A 26,720-nucleotide genomic window follows, 5' to 3' on the forward strand; every position below is an offset into this window, starting at 1 on the left:
TTATAATGGTATTGGCCTTACCTCACCTTCTTCATATACAAAGACTGTCCGTGTTATGGAATCTTTAACCCGGTATCCTACCTGACCAATGTTTATCACCACTCCAGGATAAACCCGTTCTAAAACTTTTATCCTTCCATTCTTTTGCTCTTTCGATTGGGTTATTAACATTTCATGCTGCTGAGTTAATTGTTTCATCCGCCCTTCAAGATGTTCCCTGGTTTCGTTAAATTGTCTTAACATGACAGATTTTTCAGGCGGCAGCTTACTCAACCGATGATGAACTTTTCTTAAAAGACTAATTTCTCTGGTAACTTTATCTAAATTCTCTTTTACACTTGCAATTTCAGCTTCCACCTCTTCTAACTGCTGACGTATTCCAGGATCCACACCAACAATTATATGTGTAGGAGTAGCCAGATGAGAACCAATTACCCGGGCAACAATATCATTACCCGCCTGTACTGTTCCACCAACAATCAACCCCCGCCCTTCTACAATAACATCCTTACTGGCCATAACAGTGCTATGCATTATTGCCCCTTTGACAATTAGACTACCGTGAGTGATAACCTGACCATTTTCAATAAATCCAATCTCAACATCTCTTTCAGCCTTAATCAGTCCCTTTTGTTTACCCTTGAATCCTTTGTGGACAATCACTTTACCTTTGGCTTCAAGATTAGCAGCTTCCACATTACCCATTACTTCAATATCACCACCAGCTTTGATGCTGAAACCTTCTTGAACATTCCCTTTGACAATAACATTACCGATAAATTCAATATTTCCCGTTTCTAAATCTACATCACCTTCAACAGTATAAATGGGCAAAACGCTAACCTTATCTCTTTCCAGAACTACCTGCCCATCAATACCGGCTAAAAGACTCATTCCATCTTCACTGATCTCAACATTTTTTCCCTTTGGTAGCCTTAAATCTTTCCCAGGTTTAGGTTTTATTTCTTTACCAGTAACCGTCCATCCAGATTTACCCTGAGTTGGAGGTATCTTGGTTACCAACAAATCACCCTTTTTAACATTTACAACTAAATCAAGGTTATAAAAATCTACACTACCATCTTCCAACTCTTTAACATGTTTTTTCTCTTCAGGTAACCGGAAATGATAACGGAATTTTGCAGGCTTTCCATCTTCAGGTGGTTGTCCGGTAGCAATTTCCAGTCCCTGTCTAACATTATCTTCTAAAAGCTTTTTCAATTTATCCTTCTTAATTCCAAAGGTAACACCTTTTTTGTTTAAAACTTTAACTGCCTCTTCTAAAGTAAGTAATTTACCTCCTAATGGGGGAATATATCTACAAAAAGCACTCATCTCATCAGAGGAAATTTCTACTTCTAAATCAGCATCCCGATCCAGTTCAGGCTTTCGTTCTGCAATTTTTACAAACTCTCCTTTAGCATCATGATAAGTTTTTTCAACCAACTCAAAATCTACATCCACCAATTCCTTTCTCTCAATCATCTGTTTAATAGCATCTAAATTAACCGGTTTTCCATTTCCCTTAGGTGCCACTACTTTAAGAAAAATTCCATCTGATTTAATCTTTAACTCAAAATATCCATCCAGATTATTTGCTTTATAATTTTGTTCTCTTTCTATAGATCCTTCAATTTCTTTTTCGGCATCGGTCTCTTTTTTAATCAATTTGAATATATATTCACCTTTTTTACCAAAGCCCAAAAAACCCGACTTCTTTTTAACCTCAACCAACTGAATCTCTTCCACACTAACTTCCCTCTGCAACTGCCTGGAAAAAGTTTCAATTGCTTTCTTATAAGCGGCCGATTCATTTTTTGCCAAAATCTTAATTTCTTTTTCCATTCTAAATCCCCCCTCAATTTTTAAAGAAATAATGCCCGTTTCCGACTCAACATCCCTCGCAATCTTAAAACTGCTTTGGCATGAATTTGAGAAACTCTTGCGGGCGATAAATCCAGAACCTGAGCTATTTCCATCTGAGTCAACTCCTCATAATAGTATAAAGCCAGTACCAACTTTTCCTGTTCCTTTAACCGATCAATAGCCTCAACCAATAAACGTTTGATTTCTTTATCATAAACAATCTCTTCCGGTCTTTCATTTTCACCAGGAATCTGATCCATCAATTGTAGACCAGAATCTGGATTAATCAGTGATTCCAGGGAAGTTAATTCAGGAATATTTGCTTCCATTACTAACTTATTATACTCTTTTAAATCCAATCCCAGTTCCCTTGCTACTTCTTCATCCTCAGGTAATCGTCCTAAAGTCTGTTCCAGTTTTTTATAAGCCTGATGTAATCGTTTGGCTTTTTCACGGCTAGAACGGGAAATCCAATCCTGGGCTCTAAGTTCATCTATAATTGCGCCGCGTATTCGTACAGCCGCATAGGTACTAAATTTAACCCCTCGTTCAGGGTCAAAACGATCAATCGCCTGAATCAAACCTATAATTCCAAAACTCACTAGATCGTCAAACTCAATCTGCGGGGGGACAACCAACTTGACCCGACCGGCCACATATTTGACCAGTGGAGTGTATTTTTCAATTAATAAATTTCTGGCTTGAAGATCTCCTTTCTGGAAAGCCTTCCACAGAGCTTTTTCGTCAGATTTTCTCTTTTCCAAACAATTCACCTCCATTGGTCAATTCAGCTACAATTTAATCCTCCAGCGAATCTACAACGATTTTTGTCAATTTATCTAAATCCAATGGTTCAAAGTCTCCTTCATCCCTGGTTTTACTATTCCTTGCTTTTTTATAATTTGCCTTCATTCGAGCTTTTAATTTTTTCTTCTGCTCTTCAATTAATAACCTCTCCTGCTCCTGATCAATTACTATTCCCAAAAGATAACCAATTACTGCAAAGATTCCCCCTCCAACAAAGATCCGAATAACTAAAACCTCGATAGAAACTTTAACAAACAAACCCATAACCAAAACAAGACCACAGGCCACTATCATAAATAGTTTTGCCAACTCCTGCCGAAAGTTACCTTTCATTAAAATCATCCCTTTTATGCTAAACCTTTACGAATCAATTCTCGCTGTTTATCAAAAATCCAACCAATAATCCGATCCTGAACAGAAGAAGAAATAGATTCAAAAGCAACCCCCACTTCATAACCTCCTTCTTCTTTCTCCTGATTTCGGACTATTTTCCCAAAAATAACTTCTTCTTCAATTCCCTTTAACCCTAACTTAATTTCCAGGTTAGAATTTACTTCCATAATTTCATCTGAATAAAACCTTACACCGCCACCACTTATATCAAGAGTATAAGTCTTGATATATTGTCTGGAACCAGACGAATCAGATTCAAGGGGTATTTTCTCAGATTCATCTATCAGCCGATAATATAAGGGAATGTTTATCTCCAATCTTACAAATTCCCGGCGCTGAATCCGTTTAACCTCTGCAGGCAATCGTAAAGCAAATCCAGGTATTGGTTCTTTAAAACGTCTTAAAATTATAGATTTAAAACTGTATAAGGCACGTTCTCCAACATATGTTACAATTATAGGAGTATTCAATCGAAAAGGTATAAGCTCTCCATTAACAGCAGGGGCCATAATATGTAACTCCTTGTCATTTATGTCCATTACCCGGCTAAAATATTTTCCTTCAAAATTGGGGTCTTCTACCTCTATCTCTATTTTAGTATTGATTGTTAACTCACTTAAAGCAACCATCCTAATCCCCTCCTAGCTACTACTGTTAAAGAATTTAATCATCTTTAGTAAAAATTTTTTCATACCACCCCCCGCTTTTTTGGGAGATTGGTTTAAAAGATTATCTACAATACTGTAAATCCCTTTTGACGCCTTTGTGTTTGGATACTCCAGAATAAAAGGTTTTTGGCGTTTTACTGCAGCACTCACCTTCTCATCAAAAGTAATAATCCCTAACAAATCGATTTTTACATTGAGAAATTCATCCACTACTTTAGCCACCCGTCTAAAAATCTTTCTTCCCTCTTCCTCATTTGAAACCTGATTAATTACCAGACGAATTGTCGAAGTTGACCCTCTCTGGACAAGAACTTTAATCAAGCCATAAGAATCAGTGATAGATGGAGGTTCAGGTGTTAAAATAACTACAACATCATCTGCAGCCAGTAAAAAATTAATTACATTTGAATGAATCCCAGCACCGGTGTCTACCAGAATATAGTCAAATTCTCCTTCAAGATTATTCCACTGTCTGATCAAATTCTGAATCTGTTGATCACTCAAATACACCAACTCTTCTGACCCGGAACTTCCGGGTAAGATCTTAATTCCTTCTGGCCCATCTAGCATAATCTCTTCTAAAGTTTTCTGTCCCTTAATAACGTGAGTTAAGGTAAAGGATGGCACAACTCCTAATACTACGTCTATATTAGCCATACCCAAATCAGCATCAAAAACAATTATCTTTTTCCCCGCCTTTTGTAAAGCCAGGGCCAGATTAACAGTAAAATTGGTTTTGCCCACTCCACCCTTACCACTGGCCACAGCAATAACACGGGTCTCCGAACGTGATAAATCATCTATATTTTTTTTCGCAAGTTGCCGTAAACGTTCAGCTTGATCTCTCATCATCATTACCCCTTTAATATCATCTCAGCAATTTTCCGCGGATCGGCTTCTTCAATATCTTCAGGTACATCCTGACCAAATGTAATATATGAGATTTTATACGGGGTCTTCTCCAGAACATTCAAAATAACTCCCCTTTTATTTGTCTCATCCTCTTTAGTGAAAATCAAGCTGGAAAGATAAAGTTGACCAAATTTATCCAATGACTCCATTAAATCATCAAAGCAAGTATTCATGGCCACAACAAGATGAATCTCATCAACCAGTTCTTTGGGAAGAAGTCTTTTTAACTGCTCCATCTGAGAAACATTCTTCTGACTCCTCCCAGCAGTATCAATTAAAATCAGATCACAAAATCTTAATTCTCGTAATGCCTGTTCCAACTCATCTTCATTATAGATAACCTTTAATGGAACATTGATAATATCACTATAGGTTTTGAGCTGTTCAACAGCAGCAATCCGGTAAGTATCTGCGGTAACCAAACCAATTTTCTTTTTTCCTTCAAGGGCAACCTTAGCTGCCAGTTTAGCAATAGTAGTTGTTTTACCTACTCCTGTAGGACCTACAAAAGCTATTACCTTTCTTGACTGATAAGTATCAATAGGTGCAGTTATTCTAATTCTGGACATAATCCCTTTTACCAGAGCCTGATAGACCTCTTCATCTCTGTGAAGTTGATGGACTTCCAAATGCTCCATAACCTCTTGACAGAGATCATTTATTATTTCTATCATTACACCTTCTTTGACCATTTTCTCTGCATATCTTTGCAATTTACCGGGAAAGATAAGTTGGGGCATTTGATAAGAAAATCTGGAATTATAATACTCCTTTTTAACTAAATTTAAATTCCTTTCTCGATCCATTTTTTGAATTTTTTCACGTAGTATATTCAATTCCTGGCGCAATTCTTTTGTTACCTGACTTTCTCTATCATCCTCCACTGTAGCAATTACTTCAAACATTTTTTTACCAAAGAGGCCAAATATACCTCCCTCTCTGATTTTCCGGGTATGGAGAATAATAGCATCTGAACCCAGATCCGCTTTAACTTTAAAGACCGCATCCTGCATTGTCTCGCCCAAATATCTTTTTACTTTCATTGATACTTCACCACCCCTACAGTCTGGATATTTAGAGTGGGTTCTAATTCATTAAAAGATAAAACAATAAGATCAGGTGCAACCCGGGAAGTCAGGTTTTTAAAGTGATATCTGATCATCGGGGCAGTAAGAATGATCGGTTGATAACCTTTCTGCATTACACTCTGAATAACCTCATTTAAATTCTCAAAAATAATCTGGGCCTGTTTGGGTTCTATAGCCAGGTAAGAACCTTGATCTGTTTGTTGAATAGATTGGCTAATCAGTTCTTCTAACTTAGGTGAAAGTGTAATCACATGAATTGTATTATTTTCACTAAATTTGGCCGATATTTGTCTCGATAAACTCTGCCGAACATATTCAGTTAAAATCTGTAAATCATTGGTATGAGGAGCATAATCAGCCAATGTTTCAAGAATGGTCACCATATCTCGAATCGCAATTCCTTCTCGTAAAAGATTTTGCAATACCTTCTGTACCTGCCCGATGGTAAGAAGATCTGGAATCAATTCTTCAACTACTGCAGGATATTTTTCCTTAAATCCATCGATCAATTCTTTCACTTCCTGACGTCCCAAAAGTTCACTGGCATGTTTTTTGATTATTTCAGTCAGATGTGTTGCCATTACAGATGGTGGATCCACCACTGTGTAACCATTCATTTCAGCCTCTTCACGCAAAGACTCACTAATCCAGAGTGCCGGTAAACCAAAAGCCGGTTCTTTAGTTGGAATGCCATCAATCTCTTTGGTAGCAAGTCCAGCATCCATTGCAAGATAGTAATTAGGCTTGATCTCATAACGGTCAATCTCTATTCCTCTTAATTTAATTCTGTAGGAATTGGGATCTAACTGTAGATTATCAAGAATTCGAATCGGCGGAATGACCATGCCCAATTCAAGGGCACACTGACGGCGGATCATAGCTACCCGATCTAAAAAATCTCCTCCCTGCTCAGGTAAGACCAGGGGAATCAGGTTATAACCTACCTCTATCTCCATCGGATCTATCTGAAGTAGTTCTGTCATATCTTCAACTTTACTGGGTACAGGAATCTCTTCTATCTGTTCTGCCACTTCACCTTCCTGCTCTTTTGCTTCCTTTTGCGACTGCCAGAGAACCCAGGCAAGAAAACCAAATATCAAAGATAGAACCAGGAATGGCACCGTAGGCAACCCACTGACAAAACTGAAGACCAAAAGAATACCAGCTACTATTGCAAGCGAGCGGGGTTCACTGGATATTTGACCTGTTAATTCCTGACCCAAATTGCTTTCAGAAGCTGCCCGGGTAACCACCATACCTGTAGCGGTGGAGATTAATAAAGCAGGAATCTGACTGACAAGACCATCTCCCACTGTTAATAAGGAGTAGGTCTGTAGTGCTTCCTGAAAACTCATTCCCTGCTGGGCAACCCCAATAATCAAACCACCAATAACGTTAATCATGGTAATTATAATACCTGCAATAGCATCACCTTTGACAAACTTACTGGCACCATCCATAGCTCCATAAAAATCAGCTTCCTGTCGAATTTTTTTACGTTGTAATCTGGCTTCTTCTTCTGTAATTAATCCTGCACCAAGATCAGCATCAATACTCATCTGTTTACCAGGCATAGCATCTAAGGTGAATCGAGCAGCAACTTCAGCAACCCTTTCCGCACCTTTAGTAATCACCACAAACTGAATAATAACCAGAATTAAGAAGATGATAAAACCTACAACATAGTTACCACCAATAACAAAGTTACCAAAACTCAGGATAATCTCCCCTGCATAACCCTGGCCTAAAATCAAACGGGTAGTCGAAACATTTAGGGCCAGTCGAAATAATGTAGCAAAAAGAAGCAGGGAAGGAAATACAGAAAACTGCAATGGCTCAGTGATATAGATTGAAACTAAAAGAACGGTCAAAGCAAATGAAATATTAATAGTTAACAATAAGTCCAGCAAAAATGTAGGTAATGGAATAATAAACATAATTACAACAGTAACAATTGCTATTGCAAAGAGAATATCACTATATTTATTTATAAACCGTGGTGATAAAGCACTGATATTAGCCATATCTTACCTCTCCTAAATTTTTCTTTTCTGCAAACGATAGACAAAAGCCAATACTTCTGCAACAGCCTGATATAATTCGACAGGAATTGGTTTTCCAACTTCTGCTGTTTCGTAAAGAGCTCTAGCAAGAGGTTTATTTTCAACAATCTCAACCTTATGTTCTTTAGCAATCTCACGGATTTTTTCGGCTATCTTACCTTCTCCCATCGCTAAAACTACTGGAGCTTCCATTGTTTCAATATCATATTTGAGAGCAACAGCAATATGGGTTGGGTTAGTAATAACCACATCTGCTTCAGGTACAGCCTGAATCATCCGGTTCATCGCCATCTGCCGCATCCGCTCTTTTCGTTTGGATACAATCAAAGGATCTCCTTCCATTTCTTTAAATTCCTGCTTGATTTCCTGCTTGCTCATCCTAATACTCTTTTCAAACTCATACTTCTGATAGATAAAATCAGCTATTCCCAAAACAATCATCACAATACTGATAGCCAACCCCAATTTAAAAATCAAACTCCCAATTATTCTAACTGCCTGTTCTAAATCCATTAAAGAACAATCCCACAAAATTTTCCACTCATTTTTCAGAATCAAATATGCTGTCAAACTAATGACAAAGATTTTAAATAAAGCTTTTAACAATTCTACCAATGAACGTAAGCTAAATAGATTTTTAAACCCTTTTACTGGATTTATCCTGTTCAACTTAGGTTTCAATATCTCCACGCTAAAGAAGGGACCTACCTGTAAAAATGTCGCTACTCCCCCAAGAAGAGCTGTACCTACTAGAAAAGGAGCCACCAATTTTAAATTAAGCACCAGATAGTGGATGAGTAATGTGATAATATTTTCTGTATTTACCAGACTTCTATAATCAAAAGTTAAAGCTCCCCTCATCATAACTTTTAAGTTTAAAAAGACTATCTCTATCATAAATTGTATCAAAAATATTCCACCAAATAAAGTAATGGCATCGGTCAATTCCTTGCTTTTTGCAACCTGGCCCTCTTTTCTAGCCTTCTTCCTCCGCCTGGGCGTCGCTTTTTCAGTTTTTTCCTGAGCCATGTTTATCTCCCCTTAAAGGAGTCTACTTCATTAACTCTAAAATTTTATAAAGGTGCTGATACATCATCTCAATTATTTCTATCAATAAATTAACAATTAAGGGAATGGACAAAAACAACATCAAAAATCCAACCAAAATCTTAATTGGAAAACCAAGCATAAATACATTCATCTGCGGAACTGTTCTGGCAAGGAAACCAAAGAGAATATCAACAACAAACAATGTGGCTATGATTGGCAGGCTCAAACGAAATGCAATGATAAATATATCTCCACCAACTCTGAAAAGGTATTCCAATAGCTGATGACTTAAAACCGGTTTTGTAATGGGTAAAATCTGAAAACTCTTTACCAATGCCCGAATAATCTGATGATGCCCATTAATTAAGAGTAGAATCAATATTGCCAATATATTTTTAAACTGACCAATTAAAGGTGCATTACTGCCCGTTAAAGGATCAACTATATTTACCAGTGCAAAACCCATTCGTATATCAAGAAACTGTCCAGCCAGTTGAAAAGCAGTAAAAGTCAAAAGCACAGTAAAACCTAAAACTAAACCAACCAGCAGTTCATTTCCCACCTGAAAAACCAATTTTAAAAGTGAAGTTGGAAATGGAATCAATTCCTCAGCAAAGATTATAGGAAAAAGGATCAAACTGCATAATAATGTTAACCCGGCTTTAACCTGAATCGGGATCATTAAACTCGAAAAAAATGGTGTAGTTAAAAATAGGCCACTAAAGCGAATGGTAATGAGAAAAAATGAATAAACTGTGTTAATTACCGCTTCATCCATTCATTATATCCCCCATAATTTAGCCAATTAGTGATGGAATACTATTAAATAGCCGGGTAACATAATCGACCAATACATTAAGAATCCATGGTCCTAAAATAATCAATGTTGCAAAAACTGCAGCTATCTTTGGTATAAAAACCAATGTTTGTTCCTGAATATGCGTGGTCGCCTGAAAAATACTCACCAATAACCCGACCAAAAGACCTACACCTAAAACCGGGCCAGCAATTAAAAGAATGGTATACATGGCTTCTTTACCTAAATATATAACCACTTCCTGGGTCATCTTTAAGCCTCCTAATTAAAGGTGGTAATTAATGACTTGATTACCAGATACCAACCATCAACCAGAATAAAGAGAAGTAATTTAAACGGTAATGAAATCATAACCGGGGGAAGCATCATCATCCCAAGAGACATTAAAGTACTAGCAACAAACATATCAATGATTAGAAATGGTATATAAATTATAAATCCGATCTCAAAAGCCGTTTTAATTTCACTAAGTACAAAAGCAGGAATCAGTACCAGAGTCGAAACATCATCTTTATTTCTAGGTCTTTCTGAACCGGATAATTCAATAAATAAAGCCAGATCCTTTTCTCTTGTCTGTCTAAACATAAAATTTCTAAGTGGATCTAAAGCCTTTGTCAAAGCTTCTTCCTGGCCAATTTCGCCGGCCAGATAAGGTTGCAAAGCATTGGCATTAATCTCCTGAAAAATAGGATTCATAATGAAGATTGTTAGAAATAAAGCAAGTCCTATGAGTACCTGGTTTGGGGGCATTTGTCGAATTGCCAGCGCATTTCGGATCAGAGCCAGAACAATAATGATTCTGGTAAAGGCTGTCATCATAACCAGGGCCGCAGGTGCTAATGTCAGAACCGTCAATAAAAGAAGGATTTTTAAACTTAAAACCAGATCATCTGATTCATCACTCTCGCCGATCTCCAAATTAATGGTAGGAATCTGAAAGGATGCAGCATTTGCTGAAACTGTCATTATAATAATTAAGATTAATAACCAGATAAGTGTTGATTTATTCATCACTGCCATCCCTCTTCTTTAAGGTTTTCTTAAAGATTTCCATAAATATAGAATTAGAGAGATCGGCTACAACCTCTTCTTTACTAACCCTTAACTCATCAAAAGTATCGAGTAAAGTAATCTTATCTTCGGTTAAACCCAGAAGATAATATTTATCAGCTACCTTGACAATATACACCTGCGCATGCTGGGACAAAAACCCCTGTCAATAACTTTAATAACTGAACCCTGTTGTCCAAAATAACGGCGGGAATTACGAAGAAAATAGTTTAAACCATAAATCAGAACTATTATAGCACTTAGATATAAAAATATTTTCAATATTTCCCATGAGTAGTTTAAACTATTAACCTGATCCATTTTTTAATACTCCTTCTTTTTTCCTTAAACTTGCTTAATTCGTTCCAATGGGCTAACAATATCTTTGACCCTAAACCCAAAGTTTTCATCAATAACTACAACTTCACCTTTTGCAATCAGTTTTCCATTAACTAATAAATCCACAGGTTCACCGGCCAATTTATCCAATTCAATAATAGAACCACTACCCAATTCCAGAATATCTTTAATAGCCATCTGGGTTTTACCTAATTGAACAGTTACCTGCAATGGTACGTCTTCGATCAACTTAATATTACCAGGTACTGCATTTGTATCTTCAGTATGACTAAACTCGGGGAATACCACTTTCTCCACATTAACAGGCTCCGGGTTTGGTTGCTGAAAAGAAGGTTGTTGTTGATATCCGGGTCCACCTGGGAATTGTTGCTGGCTTTGCTGCTGATTCTGATATTGGGCACCTATTTGCGGTTGCTGAATAGGTTGTTGTGAATGCATTTGTGGTTGTGGCTGTGGCTTAGGTATCCCTTGAGGTTGTAGAACAGGTTCCTTCATTTCCTTTTCAGCAGTTGCTGCAGCAGCTTCTTCAGCACCACCACCCATCAAACTGGTTACCAATTCTTTTACAAAGGAGATTGGAGCAAGCTGCATAATATAGCTATCTACCAGTTGCTCAATTTTCATCTGAAAAGAAATTTTGACCATTGGCTCATTAGGATCAAAATTACGCTGCTGAATTGCATCAGAATTTAAAGTTAAAAATTCTGTTATCGGCGGTGAAATATTTACAGGTCGATTGATAATATTAGCAAGAGATGTAGATGCTGAACCCATCATCTGGTTCATAGCTTCTCCCACAGCACTTATGTAAAGATCATTTAACTCTTCAGGAGGATTACTACCATCTCCACCCATCATTAAATCAGCAATGATAGCTGCATCTTTCTGTTTAACAATCAAAACATTCCGCCCTTCCAATCCTGCAACATATTCAACTTCAACTAATACACATGGACGATCAAATTCTTTAACCAGTTCATTAAAAGTAGTTAAACTAACTCTGGGTGTCGTAATCTCTACTTTTCTATTTAAAATGGTAGAGAGTGCTGTGGCAGCAGTACCCATAGATATATTACCAATTTCACCTATTACGTCCTTATCTTCATCAGTTAATTTTAACCCGGAATCATTTTCCTCTTCTTCTGTATATCTTAGCAAAGCATCAACTTCTTCCTGAGATAAAATGTCACGACCAGTCATCACTTTCCTCCTCTCCATTGATGATATCCAGTATTTTAACGGCCATTCTATTATTCCGGGTTCCTGGTTTGGCAATAAACTTAGGTTTATTACCTACCCGAACTATTACTGGGTCTTTTGTCTTTTCAACCAGAGGAATCACATCTCCCGGCCGTAAATTAATCAAATCCCGCACCGTAATCTCAGTAGTCCCAAGAATTGCATAAATCGGTAATCGTGCAGCACCGATCCGGCGCTTTAAAGCATTAATGTTTTGGGCAGTCTGTTCTTTGCGAATACTGGAGAACCAATATTGGGCATTTAATTTATTAACAATCGGTTCGATAGTTATATAAGGGATACAGATGTTAATTAAACCATCACCCTGTGCTACCCTCGCTTCCAATGTAACCAAAATAACTACATCATTATGGGGTATAATCTGAACAAACTGAGGATTGGATTCAATCTCCTTTAACTTTGGAGTTAGCTGAACCACATTCTCCCATGCTTCCGGGATACAACTTAAAAACCATTTAATCACTTTTTCCAATACAATCTCCTCTATATCGCTAAAGGGACGATTTTCAACACTGGGAATCCCTTTCCCTCCAAAGAGACGGTCAATAATAGCAAACCCAATGGCCGGAGCGATCTCAATTAGTATCTGGCCTTCCAGTGGAGCCATATCTACAATAGAGAGAATTGTAGGTTCAGGAAGAGAACGAATAAACTCATCATAAGCCAATTGTTCAATAGATACAACCTGAACATCAACCATACTTCTGATCTGAGCAGAAAGGGTAGTTGTGAGTAACCTACAGAAGTTTTCGTGAAGCATCTGTAATGTTCGAAGCTGATCTTTAGAAAGTTTATCTGGTGTTCTAAAGTCATAAACTCTAACTTTTTCCTTTTTTTCCTCTCCTTTTATCTCTTCCACATCAACACTACCAGAAGACAGAGCAGCTAATAGTGCATCAATTTCACTCTGGGACAAAACTTCGGCCATTTTTGACCACCTCCCTCTCTATTGAACTACAAACTCAGTAATAAAAACATTTTTGACTTCCCCTTTAGCTAAAAATTCATTAAGTTTATTAATTATTTGAGTTTTAAGTTTAATTAATGAAGGATCTTCTATATCTTCAGAAGTCTGACTCCTTAAAATTTCATTAATAGCATCTCTTAATTGTGGATCCCGCTCCTCCAATTCCTTTATTACGCTTTCTTTATTTACTTCAACAACCAGGTTCACCTTAAGAAAACGATAACCTCGACTGCCAGATAAATTTACCACAAATTCCCCCAAATTATAGGATGGGCCCATTTCTTCAACCTTCTTTTTAGATGCATTTTCATTATTGAGATCGACTTTTGCCTGTGTATTACTAAAGAGATACATCATCAGAAAAGATGTTCCAGCGGTTATTAGAATGACCAGTATGATAATCCCCAATACAATGGGCCAACTTATTCCTGTAGGTTTGGAATCACTCATCATATCCCTCCCCTGCTATTCTCTTTTCATCCAATCTGGTTCTTAAAACTACAATATCCACTCTTCGGTTCAAAGCTCGATTTTCAGGGGTTGTATTCGGTTTTAACGGTCGATACTCACCATAAGCAGCCACAGAGAGTCTTTTCGGATCTATATTTGTTTTCTCCATAAAATAGGCAATAACATTGGTAGCTCGAATTGCTGAGAGAACCCAGTTATTTGGAAATTCCTCATTATGGATCGGCCAGTTATCGGTATGTCCCTCAATCATAATCGAATTCGGAATATCTTCTAAAAATTTTGCAATCTGAGCCAGAGTCTTCATCCCATCCGGCTTTAAATCTGCTTTTCCAAGATCGAAAAGAATTTTACCCGTCAGCCGAATAACAAGGCCCCTTTCTTCTTCAGCCAATCTCACATTCGCCTGGAGATTAGCTTCTTTAATATATTCTTCCAATTTAGAGATCAATTCCTTAAATTCTCTATTATCATAGTAACTTGCGCTAATATTATCATTCTGTAAACCCCGGTCAATTACATAACTGGGATTAAAAGTTCTACCTCCATCCAATACACCCAGTCTTGCCTTTAATGCATTCATTACATCTTTAAAGCGTGCAACATCAATTGTGGAAAAAGAATAGAGCAAAACGAAGAAACACAAAAGCAGTGTCATCATATCTCCATAAGTAACCATCCAACCTGGAGCACTAATTTCCATTTCATCATCTGTTTTAACTTTTTTACGCATTTTCGCCCACCGCCATTTCTAATTCTTCATCCGGTACTTCTCCCAGCTCCTGTTCTTCTGATATTAAGAAAGCTTTTAGTTTCTCTTCAACAATCCGCGGGTTTTCTCCTGCCTGAATTGATAAAAGTCCTTCAATCATTAATTCCATTAAAAGTATCTCCTCTTCACTTCTAACCTTCAATTTCCCGGCCAGAGGAATAAAAAGATAATTAGCCAAAAATGAACCATATAGGGTTGTAATCAAAGCAGTCGCCATACCACTAGCTATGGCATCCGGATTATCCAGAGTTGCTAACATCTGAATCAAACCAATCAAAGTACCAATCATACCAAAAGCTGGTGCCAGTGTAGCCATAGTTTTATACATTTCCTGATATTTTTTATCAGTCTGTTCCAAAAAGCTTAATCTGGTCTGCAAAATATTTTTTACTAATTCGGGATCGGTACCATCAACAACCAATTGAATCCCTTTTTTTAAAAACTCATTTTGAAGTTCCTGAGCTTCATCTTCTAATGCTAATAGACCTTCCCGTCTAGCCTTTTCGGCAAATCCAACCATAATTTCTATAACTTCTGAAGGGTTATGATCACTATCGGAAAAAACTTTTTTAGTATGCTTAATAAGATTCTTTAACATTCCAAAAGAATAATTGACCAGAGTCCCTGCAATGGTTCCACCCAATACAATCATTGCAGAATCAATACTTATAAATATCAACCAATTCCCCTTCATAACTATAGCGCCTAAAATCAGAGTCAAGCCAAGAACCAATCCTACTACAGTCGAAAGATCCAATTAATCTCACCTCTTTCAGTTACGCTAATTCGCGATTTATATAAGTTAGTTTCCGTTTATAATCTATAATCTTTTCTACAATCTCTGATTCAGATTCTTTAACTAAAATTTTCTGTCCGGTAGTCAAACTAACCACAGTATCAGGCGTTTCTTCAATTGTTACAATCAATTCTGCATTGAGGGTGAACTTTGAACCATCCAATTTGGTTAACTTTATCACCATCCTCGCCTCTCTCTTTAATTTAATAAAGTATCCAGGGAAACGGTATTTTACCGCATCCCTGGTAACCAGACAGAATTATCGCTTCAAGTTTACCAAATCCTGTAATATTTGATCGGCAGTTGTAATAATTTTGGAACTGGCTTGAAAACCTCTTTGTGTTGTAATCATTTCAGTAAATTCATCCGCTAAATCCACATTGGACATTTCCAGAGTACCGGAACTAACCATACCTTTACCACCAACACCGGAAAGACCAATATCTGCCATACCGGAGTTTTTGGATTCCATAAATACGGTATCTCCAACCCGCTCTAAACCAGCTGCATTGCTGAAGGTAGCAATGGCTAATTTGGCAATAGGTTGATTTAAGCCATTGGAGTAGTAACCGATAATGGTACCGGTAGCATCAATGGAAAAAGATTCCAGACTACCTGCTTCAAATCCATCAACATCGGCCACATTAACAGAATCATCAGCAGCAAACTGGGTAACATCTGAAAAATCGAGATTAATAACAACTTTTTCAGCGTCAGCAGGCTGGAAAGTGATGGGACCACCAGTTGACTCACCCATTATCTTACCATGAGCATCAAACTGAATGGTACCGGTATTCCCTGACAGACTAAGCGGATTCCCATTTTCATCCACTGGCCCGGTAGCAAACCAGTCCCAACGATTTTGACCAGTTTTTACAAAACTCAGATTAATTGTATGTTTATTGCCCAAAGAGTCATATACCGTTGTAGAAGTGGTCTTTACTGGACCATATGTACCATCAATAGTACTGGCAGATACATCAGTTACAGTGTCAGAAACAGCAAAGTAACCTCCATTCTCCTGGCCAACCTGAGGCGCTTTAATCTCAACATCTCTTGTAGCACCACTAGTATCTCTTAAGGTAAGGTTAAAAGTAGGTGTAGTATTAACTAATACAGCACCGGTCGCGTCAAGAGCAATTTCTCCAGTTGTAACCTGATCCTGGTGAATGTAATCAACAAGAATAGTATCACCTGAACTAATATTACCTCCAGATAAAATCTCAATGGTTCCGTTATCATAATCTATTATATAATCAATGCCCTCAGAATAAATTGTTGTACCAGTTGAATCTGTAACAACAACCGTACCACTAACAATATGGTCAAAATCTGGAGAAGTTGAGGCACTCAGATTGATTGGGGTACCAGTACCTGAAACATTAATTGTTTCATCTTTTACAGAAATATCTGTATAGGCCGTCCATTGCCATCTATCATCTCCCCGATCTGCTGTCGTATCACCAGCAATCTTATTTAATTTTATATATAAATTAGCTGTTTTACCAGATAAATCAGTGACGGTAATTTTCTCTGGCTTATAACTTAAATCAGCAATTTCTTTATCAGAATCTAAATTACCTTTATAGGCAATAAAACTGGTAGCGGTCGGCGCCATATTCAACTCACCTAGAGAAAGGGTTGTCATATTTGATGGACTGGTGTTTGGCATTTTACCTCTTTCATCTGCCATCCATCCTTGAACTTTGTAACCGGTCGGTGCATGAACCAGGTTTCCATCCGTATCAAAAGTGAAAGAACCTGCTCTGGTATAATAACTTCGGTTTCCATCACTAACTACAAAAAAACCGTTTCCCTGGATTGCAAGATCGGTCATTTTCCCCGTTGACTGTAAATTCCCTTGACTTAAATCATTATCTATACTTCCAAGAGATACACCCAAACCTACCTGCATCGGATTCAAGCCACCACGGCCTGCCGTTGGTTGTGAAGCCCCACGGAGAGTCTGGGTTAACATCTCTTTAAAGGTAACACGACTGCTCTTATAACCGACAGTATTAACATTGGCAATATTGTTACCAATAACATCCAGTTTAACCTGGTGTGCACGTAAACCTGCAACACCAGCATACATAGCACGTAACATTTATAAATCGACCTCCTATCTCTGGAATTTAACCACCTTTAAGTCTGTACTGCTTCCATCGATCCACAGTACATGAGCTTCCTTAATAGAAGGTCCAGCTCAAGACTTAAAGGTTATCCTCTGACAATCACAGCACTATCAATATTTGTAAAAACATTATCCCGCATACTTTCGTCATCGACTGCTGTAATCACCGTTCTATTTTTGATACTTACCACATAAGCAACATTATCCATCAGAATCAATGACTCTCTGGCTCCTTTTTGAGCCGCTTGATCAACGGCCCTGGTCAGACGTTCAATTCTATTTGCATCCAATCGAATATTCCGGGATGCCAGTCTCTTTTCTGCATGTTTCGAAAATTGAATTGGAGGAGACTGATTTAGATTGACCTGCTCCTTTAAAATTTCCTGGAATGAAATCACAGGTTGGTTCAATTTTGACTGTAATGATTTGTTTGTTTTATGTAGTGGTCGAACAGGATTCATATAGATCCGTTGATCCATGGTCTCACCACCTTAAGCTATTTTTGAGTTTGATCATTTTTAGAATCCTCTCCTGCCTCCTGAGAAGTATATTCTTTCACTGAAAGAATATGTTCAATCGGAACATTTTCACCATTTACTTTAATATAAGTAGAACCGTCCTCAAACTTAACTTCTGTTACTACACCCGATAAAACCTGGGTTTCTTTATCGGCAGAAGCAGATAAAAGATAGGTGACTTCTTTTCCAATTAAAGCTGCTGTATTGACTATAGCTTGCATCTGCATAAACTTACTCAAATTTTGATTAATATTCCACATCTGTTCTAAGGCACTGAATTGAGCAGTCTGGGCGATAAATTCTCTATCTTCCATAGGGTTTAAAGGGTCCTGATATCTAAGCTGAGTTACCAATAGTTTTAAAAACTCATCTTTACCCAAAATATTCTCATTTTTAGATCGCCTGATGTTACTTTCTATACCATAAACATTATTTATCTGATTTACCTCCATCTTTTCACCTCCTAGGCCAGGTAATCAACTAACCGGTTGGAATCTTTAACCACTCTTTCAATATCTTCTGCATCCTCTACTATTGTTTCATCAGCTGTTAAAGTAAAAGAATCTTCTCCCTGTTTTAATTGACCACGGTTATGTTCTTTTAAATTCTGCTGATTTTGATATGCGAAGGGGTTTTCACTCAACTCATCCTGACTTACATCAACAGTAATTTTATCCCACTGGATACCTTCTTTAGCCAGGGTTTCCCTCAATTTAGGAAGATTTTGTTCAATCAGTTCCTTTACCTTCAGGGTCTCAGTTAAAAATCGAGCTGTTACAACTCCTTCCTCTACTATCAGCTTAAGCTGCATTCTCCCCAACTCTTCCGGGTGAAGCTTAATCTCCATCTGAGAAACCCCTTGTCTCAACTCCAGCCGGAACTTTTCCACCATCTGTCGGAAGATATCTTCAGGTTGAGGTTGATAAAAACGCTGTTCTTTCACTGTAGGATTATGTTCCGTAACTTTAAAGTCACTTCGCTGCATTCCGTCGTTTAACAGCATCTCAAAAGTAGATTGAGAATTCTGCTCCTTTTTTTCAGTCAAAGACCAGTTAAAGTCTGTTTCTTTGCCCTTCTTCCCAACACTGGAATTTAAAGTCATCTCCTCTTTAGCTAAATTCAATCGGTAATAGGTGTTCATCATTATTCCTATTTGCTTCCGGTTCAAATACTCTTCTAACTTCTCCTTAAAACGGGATATCAAATCTTTAGATCTGGCTGATTCCTCAGATGCTTCTATTTTATTTAGAAATGCAAAAATTCTTTTAGCAAGAGACTCAGTCTGAACCGGAGCTTTTTTAGAAAATTGAGTCAGTTTTTCATTTTTAACCATCTGACTATTAACCGATTTTCTATCAGTTCCACGCTTAAATCTTGCTTCAATGGCAGCAATCAGCTTATCTATTTCATCTAAAACCTTATCATCTTTCTTCCAAAGTTGATTCAGTTCTTTAACTGCTACCATTTCTGAGTCTATCGAACCGGTCATTTGCAATTTTTTAATAAGCTCTTTTAAATGCTCCGGTAAAATGGCAAGAAACTCTTCATCCTGCCCCACCATCTCAATCAGTTTCTGTAATTTTAATCTCTGTAAATATTCCAGAGCACTTTGAAGAAATTCTGCTTCTTCATTATCAGAAACGGATTTTTCATCGTTTGTTTCTTCTAAATGTTGTTTAAAAATCTGATCAAAAGAAGTTTTAACCTCTGCATTGCTAGAAGTCTTTTCACCCGGATTGGGCAAATTGATCATAAACTGAGATAGACCCATCACCCCGTTCATGCCATTTTTCACCTCCTTTCATAAAATTCAAATATATTATTTCTTCTCCCAAAGGGTATATTTTTTTGTAATCTCAGCTGCCCTTGATGGTGAGAAAAAAGAAAAAATCTCAGCTGCATTATCTTTCTTTAATGTCTTTAAAATCTGTACAATCAGCTCATTATCTAATCCCTGTAAAATTTCAGCTGCTTTCTTTGGTTCCATCTGACCATAAATATCTGACATTTCTTTAATCCTTAAATTATGCTCTGTTAGCTTATTTTCCAGAGAAGTTAGTTGTTCTTTAAACTTTTTAATCTCTCCATCCTTTTTTTCGATCTCTTTTTCAAGTCTTTTGATCTGATTTAAAAGTTCCTCAATTTTTCGATCCTTATCAGCAATAGTATTATTCAGTTCATTGATAGTTGTAGACATCGCCACTACTTCTTCATGAGTTTTTAACCACTCTGCTAATTTCGGATTTTCTTTTGCTTTAGATAAAATATAATCTGTAACCACAAAAATCCCTGTAACATGGAGAATAGCAAGAACCATAGAAGTTATAATTATTAAAATTAATACAATAGATATAAAGTTTTTCATCTATCCGCCTCCAGATCTTTACTTTTCTGATGATTGAAACGACCCTGTGCCAGGTCATCTAATTCATTTTGTATCTTTCTCAACTGTTCAGAGATAAAACTGACTCTATGCTTTTCTTTAAGCTTCTCTAGCATCTTCCGCTCTCTGGTCTTTTCCACCAATCGGTTATAACCTGCTTCCATCTCCTGTTTTTTGCGCTTTTCCTCTTCTTTAGTTACAGCAATCTCTCGCCTAAGGTGAGCCAGATAATCCCTGTAAAGAAGGGCCTTATTAATATCCAGACTTCCTTCACCTTCATTTGAATAAAGTTCAGAAAGATAATCTTCCTTTATTGAAATTAACTTTTTAAGGTTTTCCTGTACCTCTATGTAGGCTTTTTTTAACAGTGCATATTCTTCCTGTAAACGGTTCTCTTCCTGTTCTTTAATCTTTAAAATAGATTGAAATTTGAACTGAAAAGCTTTCAAACTCTTTCAGCTCCTTAACTGAATACCAGATCCATTAACATAGATTTGGTCTCCTCAAAACTAGATTGTTCTGTTAATCCTTGTGTCAAAAATTGATTGATCCTATCCAGTTTACGAAGAGCTTCATCAACATCAGGATTACTTCCCTTCTGATAAGCCCCGATATTGATCAAATCCTCTGCCTCCCTATAAGCAGCCATTAATTTCTTTAACCGGCCTGCAGCAGCCAGATGATCTTTATCGACGATATTAGGCATAACCCGGCTAACACTCCCAAGAATATCGATAGCTGGATAATGATGTCGTGCCGCCAGTTCCCTTGATAGAAGGATATGACCATCCAGAATACCGCGCACAGTATCAGTTACCGGTTCGTTAAAATCATCTCCTTCCACCAAAACTGTATATAAAGCTGTACAGGTTCCGCGTTCATTATTTCCTGTTCGTTCAAGAAGTTTGGGTAGAGTAGCAAATACAGAAGGGGTATAACCCCGGGTTGCAGGCGGTTCACCGACTGCAAGACCTACTTCCCTTAAAGCAGTTGCAATCCGGGTTACTGAATCCATCATCAATAAAACATCCTTACCCTGATCCCGAAAATATTCGGCAATGGCAGTGGTAACAAGGGCTCCTTTCATCCTGATTAAGGCTGGTTGATCTGAAGTTGCTACAACTACAACTGATCTGGCCAACCCTTGAGGGCCCAAATCCCTCTCTAAAAACTCACGAACCTCACGCCCCCGCTCCCCAATAAGTCCTATGACATTGACATCAGCATTGGTATTACGGGCAATCATCCCCAAAAGGGTACTTTTCCCCACACCGCTTCCAGCAAAAATACCAATACGCTGGCCTTTACCACAGGTAAGAAGGCCATCGATGGCCCGAATCCCCAGAGTAATCGGTTCATCAATTCTTCTCCTGGTCAAAGGGTTGGGAGGTGGGCTCTGAACAGGATATTCCAAATTCAAGTCTAATTTATCTTCCATAATGGGATTTCCCAATCCATCAAGTACCTGTCCTAATAGTTCAGGGCCAACTTTAATTTTAAGACTTTTCCCAGTCGGAATAACTCGACAGTTGGGATTAATCCCGGTCATCTCACCAAAAGGCATCAAAAGGACACGGTTTTCTTTAAAACCAACAACTTCAGCCTGGGTGAGTTTACGACCATCTTTGTTCTGAATATAGCAAACTTCCCCAAGACTTACATCAGGCCCCTGTGATTCTATAATCAATCCAATAACCCGGGTAATCTTACCAAATCGTAATACCGGGTTGGCTCTGGATAATTTTTGCTCTAACCGATCAAAATCAAGCATCTTCATCCCCGCTCCCTTCAAGGAGCAAAGACGTAATCATCTCCAATTGAGTCTCAATTGAAGCGTCTACTCCACCTGAATCGGTTTCAATTATACAGTCTCCCGGTTTTAGAGAATGGTCGATTACAAATTCAATCTCATCAATTCCATGAGTCAAAGCTAAAAACCTATCTTGAGCACCCTTAACAATCTCAAACTGTGAAGGATTAACACGAATGACCAGACTCTTAACCCTCATCATATCTTTTAAAATACTTTCTACCTGTTCAATAATAATTTCAGGATTTAATTCAACCTGACGCCGGATAATTCGCTCAGCAATCTGGATACTAAGTCTGATTAAACGGGAACTTAAACCCTGAACTTTACTTTCCATAATCATTTGCGTACGTTCTATTTCTTTTTGCAAATTCTGAATTAATTTACCCATTTCATTAAGAATCTGCTCCATCCCAGCCCGATAGCCCTCTTCAACACCCTGTTTATAACCTTCATTATAACCTGTTTCCATCATTTCCTGTATCTCGGCTTCACTCTGGGAAAGGAGCTTTTCTGCTTCCTTTCTGGCCTGTTCAATAATTAAAGCGGCTTCTTTTTCAGCCTCTTCTTTCAATTTAAGAATTTCCGGTTCTTTAGAGTCTATATCCTCTTTTTTTTCAGTTTTTTCAACAAAGAGCTGGCGCAATTTATCTTCTTGACGAATCCACTCAGCTTTAATAATCTTAGACAACAATATCACCTTCTCCACCGCGTGCGATTACAATTTCACCCGCCTCTTCTAAACGCCTGATTTCATTAACAATTCTCTGTTGGGCTTCTTCTACTTCACGCAAACGAACTGGTCCCATAAATTCGATATCCTCTTTTAACATCTGAGCAGCACGCTTAGAAAGGTTGCTGAAAATAACATTTTTCACTTCTTCACTGGCAGTCTTTAAAGCTAAAGCTACATCTTTCATATCAACAATACGGAGTACATGCTGAATTGCTCTGGAATCCAGAAGCACAATATCTTCAAATACAAACATCCGTTTTCTAATCTCTTCTGCCAATTCAGGATCAGTTTCATCCAATTCATCCATAATCGTCTTTTCAGTTCCGCGATCAACCAAATTCAAGATATTAACAATCGATTCAATTCCTCCAGCAGAAGCATATTCATTAACCACCAATGTGGACATTTTCTTTTCCAGAATACGCTCTACTTCTTTGATAACCTCTGGTGAGGTTCTGTCCATTGTCGCCACCCTTTTGGCCACATCAGCCTGTAATTCGGGTTTTAAACCGGATAAAACAGCTGCAGCCTGATTGGGCTTTAAATATGCGATAATCAAAGCAATAGTTTGAGGATGTTCACCTTGAATAAAGTTTAGAAGCTGAGAAGGATCTGCTTTGCGTATGGCATCAAAAGGCCTCACTTGTAATGAAGCAGTTAAACGATTAATTATAGCTACTGCCTTTTGTGGACCCAACGCCTTTTCTAAAAGTTCCCGGGCATATACTATTCCACCGCGACTAATATAATTCTGGGCCAAAGCCATTTGATGAAACTCATTCAGTACTTCATCTTTTATTTCAGGAGAAACCTTATTCAAATTAGCAATTTCAAGGGTCAATTGTTCTATATCTTCATCAGAAAGATGTTTAAAAATTTGGCCCGCAAGCTCCGGACCCAAAGACATAATAAGTATTGCGGCTTTTTTTCTTCCTGACAGTTTTTCCCGATTATGCATACACTTCACCTACCTCTACTAATCCTCCATCAACCAGGTCTTTAAAAGTTGTGCTACATCTTCGGGTCGTTTGGAGATTAAATCAGCTATTTCTTTACGAATCTCCTGTCTGGCTTTTTCTTCAGGAGTTAATTCATGCGTCAGGGTAGCCGCCATTTCCTTCTCTGCTTCATCTCCAATTAACACATTAACCCTTCCACTCTGTTGAGCAGCATTCTTCCTAGTGCGACGAATAATTATCCATAAAACGATAAATCCAATCAGTCCAGCCACTCCATAAATAACCATTTGACGGGTTTCGGATGCCTGGCGGAGTTTTACCGCTTCCATAAGTTCCTTTTCCAGGCTATTATCAAAAGGCATCCCAAGTACCGTCAGTTTGTCACCACGGGTCTCATCATAACCAATTGCTGCTCCAACAAGATTCTGAATTCTTTCCTCTTCGGTTTGATCTATTTCTCTATTTATCACAACAGAAACACTAAGTTTCTTTATAACATTGTTTGCAACAAGTTGCTGCACCCGACGCTCATTCAATTCATAATTAATAGTAGACTCTTCTTTACTATAATTCGAATTATTGGTTGCATCAGTTCCCTGATATTGCGGAATATTAGACTCACTACCAGGTACTCCTACCGGATAAGTACCGTTTCCTTGATACTCTTCCTCATAAGTTTGACTACTTCGTACAATTCCTTCATCACCAACTACAGGTGAATAGATAATATCATAAATCTCTTTTTTATCGAAGTTAATCTCTGCTGTTACTGCCACAGCTATATTATTTGGGCCATAGAGTTTCCCTAATAAATATTCCAGATTTCGTCTAATCTTTTCTTCAATATTTTTCTGGATCTGAAGTTGATTTGATGTAATTTGATCAAATTCATCCTCTGATTGAAAAGTCTGGGTATAAATATTGCCCAGAGTATCAACTACAGTAACATTATCAGGAGTAAGTCCTTCTACGCCCCCCGCCAAAAGATGGGTAATTGCAATAATATTTTTCTGAGAAAGTCTAACACCAGGAGAAATCTTTAATATTACAGAAGCTGTAGCAGGCTTCTCTTCTTCGACAAATAGACTTGGTTCTGGAAGGGAAATTTTTACTTTTGCATATTCTACCCCATCTATAAGTTCTATCGAACGTTCCATCTCACCGGCGATTGCTCTAATATATTGAATTCTCCGTTCTTTATCCGTCATACCAAATCTGGGTTGATCAAAAATCTCAAAACCAACAGACCCACCCCGGGGAGATAAACCTTCCCCGGCCAGTTCAAGCCGGATATCATATTTTTTATCCCGGGGGACAAGAATCCTGGAACCCCCAGCTTCCAGTTTATACAAAATCCCCTTTTCTTTCAACCAGTTTGTAATACTACTTGCTTCTTTTTCGTTTAAATTACTATATAATACATCATATTGGGGTTTCCCGGCCCAATTGACCAAAAAAATAAGACCAAGAATAACGGCAAAGATTACAGTCCCAAGTAAAAGTCGTTTCTGTATATCAAGTTTTTTCCACAAATTCAGGAACTGATCTATAAGTTGTTTTAACCATTCCATATAAACTCCAACCTTCCCTTAACCTTTAAAACTGCATTCTCATAATTTCCTTATACGCTTCAACAACTTTATTCCTAACGGCCAGAGTTAACTCTAAAGCTAGTTTAGCCTGTTCAGAAGCAATCGTAACATTATGTATGTTATCAATCTCCCCAACAGCAAACTTCTCAGCCATCAAATCAGCTCTTTTTTGTAACTGATTTACCTCATTAATCGCTTTTTTAAGTAAATCTGCAAATCCCGTTTCTCCACTCTTTATAGTTTTTTCTACATTCCTTTCAAAAGAAGGGGATTGTAAATTTTCAATTTTCATTACTTAAACCTCCTTCAATTATTAACCACGGCCAATCTCTAATGCTTTCATAGCCATATTCTTTGTAGAATTTAAAGCAGTTACATTAGCCTCATAAGCCCGGGTCGCTTCAATCATATCCACCATCTCTGAAACCAGATCTATATTGGGCATAGCTACATAACCATCTTCATTGGCATCTGGATGTTCCGGATTATAAACTAATTTCGGAGGAGAGGTGTCCTTTTTAATTCCCACAACCTTAACTCCTTGACCAATCCTGCTTCGAATATCATCAGAAGCTTTTGGAAGAACAAACTTTGGCTTACGCTCAGCAAATACAGGCATCTGTCTTTTATAAGGACCGCCTTCAGGAGTACGGGTAGTATTCACATTTGCAATATTATTAGAAATAATATCCATCCTCAATCTTTGAGCAGTTAACCCTGATGCACTGATGTTAAAGGAATCAAATAAAGACATTAACGTTCACCTCCCTTGGTGATGACACGCTCTAAAAGCTTATACTTTCTGGCTACTAAAGATGCCAGAGTCGAATAATAGATATTATTTTCTGCAATTTTTGCCATCTCAACATCTATATTCACATTATTTCCATCTTCTCGAACCCGACCTGTTGTTTGAATAACCTTAAATCCACCTTTTGCATTAGATCCTGGGCGTCCCTCTAAATGCTTTATATTTGTCCTCGCCAGAGGTAAAAAACCTCCAGGACTACTTTCTTTCATCATTGCTTTTAATTGTGCGTAAAAATTTATATCCTGTCTTTTAAAATTGGGAGTATCTACATTGGCAACATTATTTGCTAATATCTTTTGTCGCAGTGCAGCTCCATCCATTCCCTTTGCCAGGATCTGAAGGGTTTTGTCCAGTTTATGCCACACAGCTCTCCCCCCTTTTATTCCATAAGGAAATAGGTCTCAAAATCTACATAAATCGACATTTTTAACCTAATGTTC

At 37.7% G+C, this 26,720-nt stretch carries 31 protein-coding genes; all 31 read right to left on the reverse strand.

Going from position 1 to position 26,720, the window contains the following annotated elements; all coding sequences use genetic code 11:
- Positions 1 to 1,845 (reverse strand): DUF342 domain-containing protein, encoded by a 1,845-nt coding sequence (locus BBF96_RS11040; protein WP_127017206.1) that lies wholly within the window; start codon positions 1,843 to 1,845, stop codon positions 1 to 3.
- Between the two features lie 20 nt (positions 1,846 to 1,865).
- The gene (locus BBF96_RS11045) at positions 1,866 to 2,630 is read right to left on the reverse strand and encodes a FliA/WhiG family RNA polymerase sigma factor (protein ID WP_236777811.1); all 765 of its coding nucleotides are present in this window, start codon (positions 2,628 to 2,630) and stop codon (positions 1,866 to 1,868) included.
- A 34-nt stretch (positions 2,631 to 2,664) separates the two neighbouring features.
- Entirely contained in the window at positions 2,665 to 3,006 is a 342-nt protein-coding gene (locus tag BBF96_RS11050; protein WP_127017208.1) for a hypothetical protein, read from the reverse strand.
- A 14-nt stretch (positions 3,007 to 3,020) separates the two neighbouring features.
- Positions 3,021 to 3,695 (reverse strand): flagellar brake protein, encoded by a 675-nt coding sequence (locus BBF96_RS11055; protein ID WP_127017209.1) that lies wholly within the window; start codon positions 3,693 to 3,695, stop codon positions 3,021 to 3,023.
- A 12-nt stretch (positions 3,696 to 3,707) separates the two neighbouring features.
- A complete protein-coding gene (locus BBF96_RS11060; RefSeq protein ID WP_127017210.1) occupies positions 3,708 to 4,583 on the reverse strand; it encodes a MinD/ParA family protein in 876 nt (291 codons plus the stop codon).
- Positions 4,584 to 4,588: 5 nt separating this feature from the next.
- Positions 4,589 to 5,689, reverse strand: coding sequence for a flagellar biosynthesis protein FlhF (gene flhF, locus BBF96_RS11065; RefSeq protein ID WP_127017211.1), 1,101 nt, complete (start codon positions 5,687 to 5,689; stop codon positions 4,589 to 4,591).
- Complete coding sequence (flhA, locus tag BBF96_RS11070) at positions 5,686 to 7,758, reverse strand: flagellar biosynthesis protein FlhA (RefSeq protein ID WP_127017212.1); 2,073 nt, start codon at positions 7,756 to 7,758, stop codon at positions 5,686 to 5,688. The genes flhF and flhA overlap by 4 nt, the downstream gene beginning before the upstream one ends.
- Before the next feature lie 12 nt (positions 7,759 to 7,770).
- On the reverse strand, positions 7,771 to 8,826 hold the full coding sequence (flhB, locus tag BBF96_RS11075) for a flagellar biosynthesis protein FlhB (protein ID WP_127017213.1): 1,056 nt from the start codon (positions 8,824 to 8,826) through the stop codon (positions 7,771 to 7,773).
- A 22-nt stretch (positions 8,827 to 8,848) separates the two neighbouring features.
- A complete protein-coding gene (gene fliR / locus BBF96_RS11080; RefSeq protein WP_127017214.1) occupies positions 8,849 to 9,625 on the reverse strand; it encodes a flagellar biosynthetic protein FliR in 777 nt (258 codons plus the stop codon).
- A gap of 19 nt (positions 9,626 to 9,644) precedes the next feature.
- Complete coding sequence (gene fliQ, locus BBF96_RS11085; RefSeq protein ID WP_127017215.1) at positions 9,645 to 9,914, reverse strand: flagellar biosynthesis protein FliQ; 270 nt, start codon at positions 9,912 to 9,914, stop codon at positions 9,645 to 9,647.
- Between the two features lie 11 nt (positions 9,915 to 9,925).
- Positions 9,926 to 10,675, reverse strand: a complete 750-nt coding sequence (gene fliP / locus BBF96_RS11090; RefSeq protein ID WP_205665625.1) for a flagellar type III secretion system pore protein FliP — start codon at positions 10,673 to 10,675, stop codon at positions 9,926 to 9,928.
- Positions 10,668 to 10,871 carry a flagellar biosynthetic protein FliO gene (locus tag BBF96_RS11095; protein WP_127017217.1) on the reverse strand — a complete coding sequence of 68 codons (204 nt, stop codon included), beginning with the start codon at positions 10,869 to 10,871 and terminating at the stop codon, positions 10,668 to 10,670. Before BBF96_RS11095 ends, fliP begins: the two co-directional genes overlap by 8 nt.
- A gap of 188 nt (positions 10,872 to 11,059) precedes the next feature.
- Positions 11,060 to 12,274 (reverse strand): flagellar motor switch phosphatase FliY, encoded by a 1,215-nt coding sequence (gene fliY / locus BBF96_RS11100; RefSeq protein ID WP_127017218.1) that lies wholly within the window; start codon positions 12,272 to 12,274, stop codon positions 11,060 to 11,062.
- Positions 12,261 to 13,262, reverse strand: a complete 1,002-nt coding sequence (gene fliM, locus BBF96_RS11105; RefSeq protein WP_127017219.1) for a flagellar motor switch protein FliM — start codon at positions 13,260 to 13,262, stop codon at positions 12,261 to 12,263. Before fliM ends, fliY begins: the two co-directional genes overlap by 14 nt.
- Before the next feature lie 18 nt (positions 13,263 to 13,280).
- Positions 13,281 to 13,751 carry a flagellar basal body-associated FliL family protein gene (locus BBF96_RS11110; RefSeq protein ID WP_164731023.1) on the reverse strand — a complete coding sequence of 157 codons (471 nt, stop codon included), beginning with the start codon at positions 13,749 to 13,751 and terminating at the stop codon, positions 13,281 to 13,283.
- Positions 13,744 to 14,502, reverse strand: a complete 759-nt coding sequence (locus BBF96_RS11115; RefSeq protein ID WP_127017221.1) for an OmpA family protein — start codon at positions 14,500 to 14,502, stop codon at positions 13,744 to 13,746. The genes BBF96_RS11110 and BBF96_RS11115 overlap by 8 nt, the downstream gene beginning before the upstream one ends.
- Entirely contained in the window at positions 14,495 to 15,298 is an 804-nt protein-coding gene (locus BBF96_RS11120; RefSeq protein WP_127017222.1) for a motility protein A, read from the reverse strand. Before BBF96_RS11120 ends, BBF96_RS11115 begins: the two co-directional genes overlap by 8 nt.
- Before the next feature lie 19 nt (positions 15,299 to 15,317).
- On the reverse strand, positions 15,318 to 15,518 hold the full coding sequence (locus BBF96_RS11125; protein ID WP_127017223.1) for a flagellar FlbD family protein: 201 nt from the start codon (positions 15,516 to 15,518) through the stop codon (positions 15,318 to 15,320).
- A 78-nt stretch (positions 15,519 to 15,596) separates the two neighbouring features.
- The gene (locus tag BBF96_RS11130) at positions 15,597 to 17,444 is read right to left on the reverse strand and encodes a flagellar hook protein FlgE (RefSeq protein WP_127017224.1); all 1,848 of its coding nucleotides are present in this window, start codon (positions 17,442 to 17,444) and stop codon (positions 15,597 to 15,599) included.
- A 113-nt stretch (positions 17,445 to 17,557) separates the two neighbouring features.
- A complete protein-coding gene (locus tag BBF96_RS11135; RefSeq protein ID WP_127017225.1) occupies positions 17,558 to 17,950 on the reverse strand; it encodes a TIGR02530 family flagellar biosynthesis protein in 393 nt (130 codons plus the stop codon).
- Between the two features lie 17 nt (positions 17,951 to 17,967).
- A complete protein-coding gene (gene flgD / locus BBF96_RS11140; RefSeq protein WP_127017226.1) occupies positions 17,968 to 18,441 on the reverse strand; it encodes a flagellar hook assembly protein FlgD in 474 nt (157 codons plus the stop codon).
- A gap of 11 nt (positions 18,442 to 18,452) precedes the next feature.
- A complete protein-coding gene (locus BBF96_RS11145) occupies positions 18,453 to 19,772 on the reverse strand; it encodes a flagellar hook-length control protein FliK (RefSeq protein ID WP_127017227.1) in 1,320 nt (439 codons plus the stop codon).
- Positions 19,773 to 19,808: 36 nt separating this feature from the next.
- Positions 19,809 to 20,354 carry a MotE family protein gene (locus BBF96_RS11150; RefSeq protein WP_127017228.1) on the reverse strand — a complete coding sequence of 182 codons (546 nt, stop codon included), beginning with the start codon at positions 20,352 to 20,354 and terminating at the stop codon, positions 19,809 to 19,811.
- Complete coding sequence (gene fliJ, locus BBF96_RS11155) at positions 20,351 to 20,821, reverse strand: flagellar export protein FliJ (RefSeq protein ID WP_127017229.1); 471 nt, start codon at positions 20,819 to 20,821, stop codon at positions 20,351 to 20,353. Before fliJ ends, BBF96_RS11150 begins: the two co-directional genes overlap by 4 nt.
- Positions 20,822 to 20,835: 14 nt before the next feature.
- Positions 20,836 to 22,143, reverse strand: coding sequence for a flagellar protein export ATPase FliI (gene fliI, locus BBF96_RS11160; RefSeq protein WP_418655021.1), 1,308 nt, complete (start codon positions 22,141 to 22,143; stop codon positions 20,836 to 20,838).
- Positions 22,136 to 22,873 carry a FliH/SctL family protein gene (locus BBF96_RS11165; protein WP_127017231.1) on the reverse strand — a complete coding sequence of 246 codons (738 nt, stop codon included), beginning with the start codon at positions 22,871 to 22,873 and terminating at the stop codon, positions 22,136 to 22,138. The genes fliI and BBF96_RS11165 overlap by 8 nt, the downstream gene beginning before the upstream one ends.
- Positions 22,866 to 23,876 (reverse strand): flagellar motor switch protein FliG, encoded by a 1,011-nt coding sequence (gene fliG, locus BBF96_RS11170; protein WP_127018247.1) that lies wholly within the window; start codon positions 23,874 to 23,876, stop codon positions 22,866 to 22,868. Before fliG ends, BBF96_RS11165 begins: the two co-directional genes overlap by 8 nt.
- 18 nt (positions 23,877 to 23,894) lie before the next feature.
- Positions 23,895 to 25,448, reverse strand: coding sequence for a flagellar basal-body MS-ring/collar protein FliF (fliF, locus tag BBF96_RS11175; RefSeq protein WP_127017232.1), 1,554 nt, complete (start codon positions 25,446 to 25,448; stop codon positions 23,895 to 23,897).
- Positions 25,449 to 25,473: 25 nt separating this feature from the next.
- On the reverse strand, positions 25,474 to 25,761 hold the full coding sequence (gene fliE / locus BBF96_RS11180; protein ID WP_127017233.1) for a flagellar hook-basal body complex protein FliE: 288 nt from the start codon (positions 25,759 to 25,761) through the stop codon (positions 25,474 to 25,476).
- Between the two features lie 21 nt (positions 25,762 to 25,782).
- A complete protein-coding gene (gene flgC, locus BBF96_RS11185) occupies positions 25,783 to 26,223 on the reverse strand; it encodes a flagellar basal body rod protein FlgC (protein ID WP_127017234.1) in 441 nt (146 codons plus the stop codon).
- Positions 26,223 to 26,645 carry a flagellar basal body rod protein FlgB gene (flgB, locus tag BBF96_RS11190; protein ID WP_205665626.1) on the reverse strand — a complete coding sequence of 141 codons (423 nt, stop codon included), beginning with the start codon at positions 26,643 to 26,645 and terminating at the stop codon, positions 26,223 to 26,225. Before flgB ends, flgC begins: the two co-directional genes overlap by 1 nt.
- Between the last annotated feature and the right edge of the window lie 75 nt (positions 26,646 to 26,720).

Source organism: Anoxybacter fermentans (assembly GCF_003991135.1).
Taxonomy (GTDB): Bacteria; Bacillota; Halanaerobiia; order DY22613; family DY22613; genus Anoxybacter; species Anoxybacter fermentans.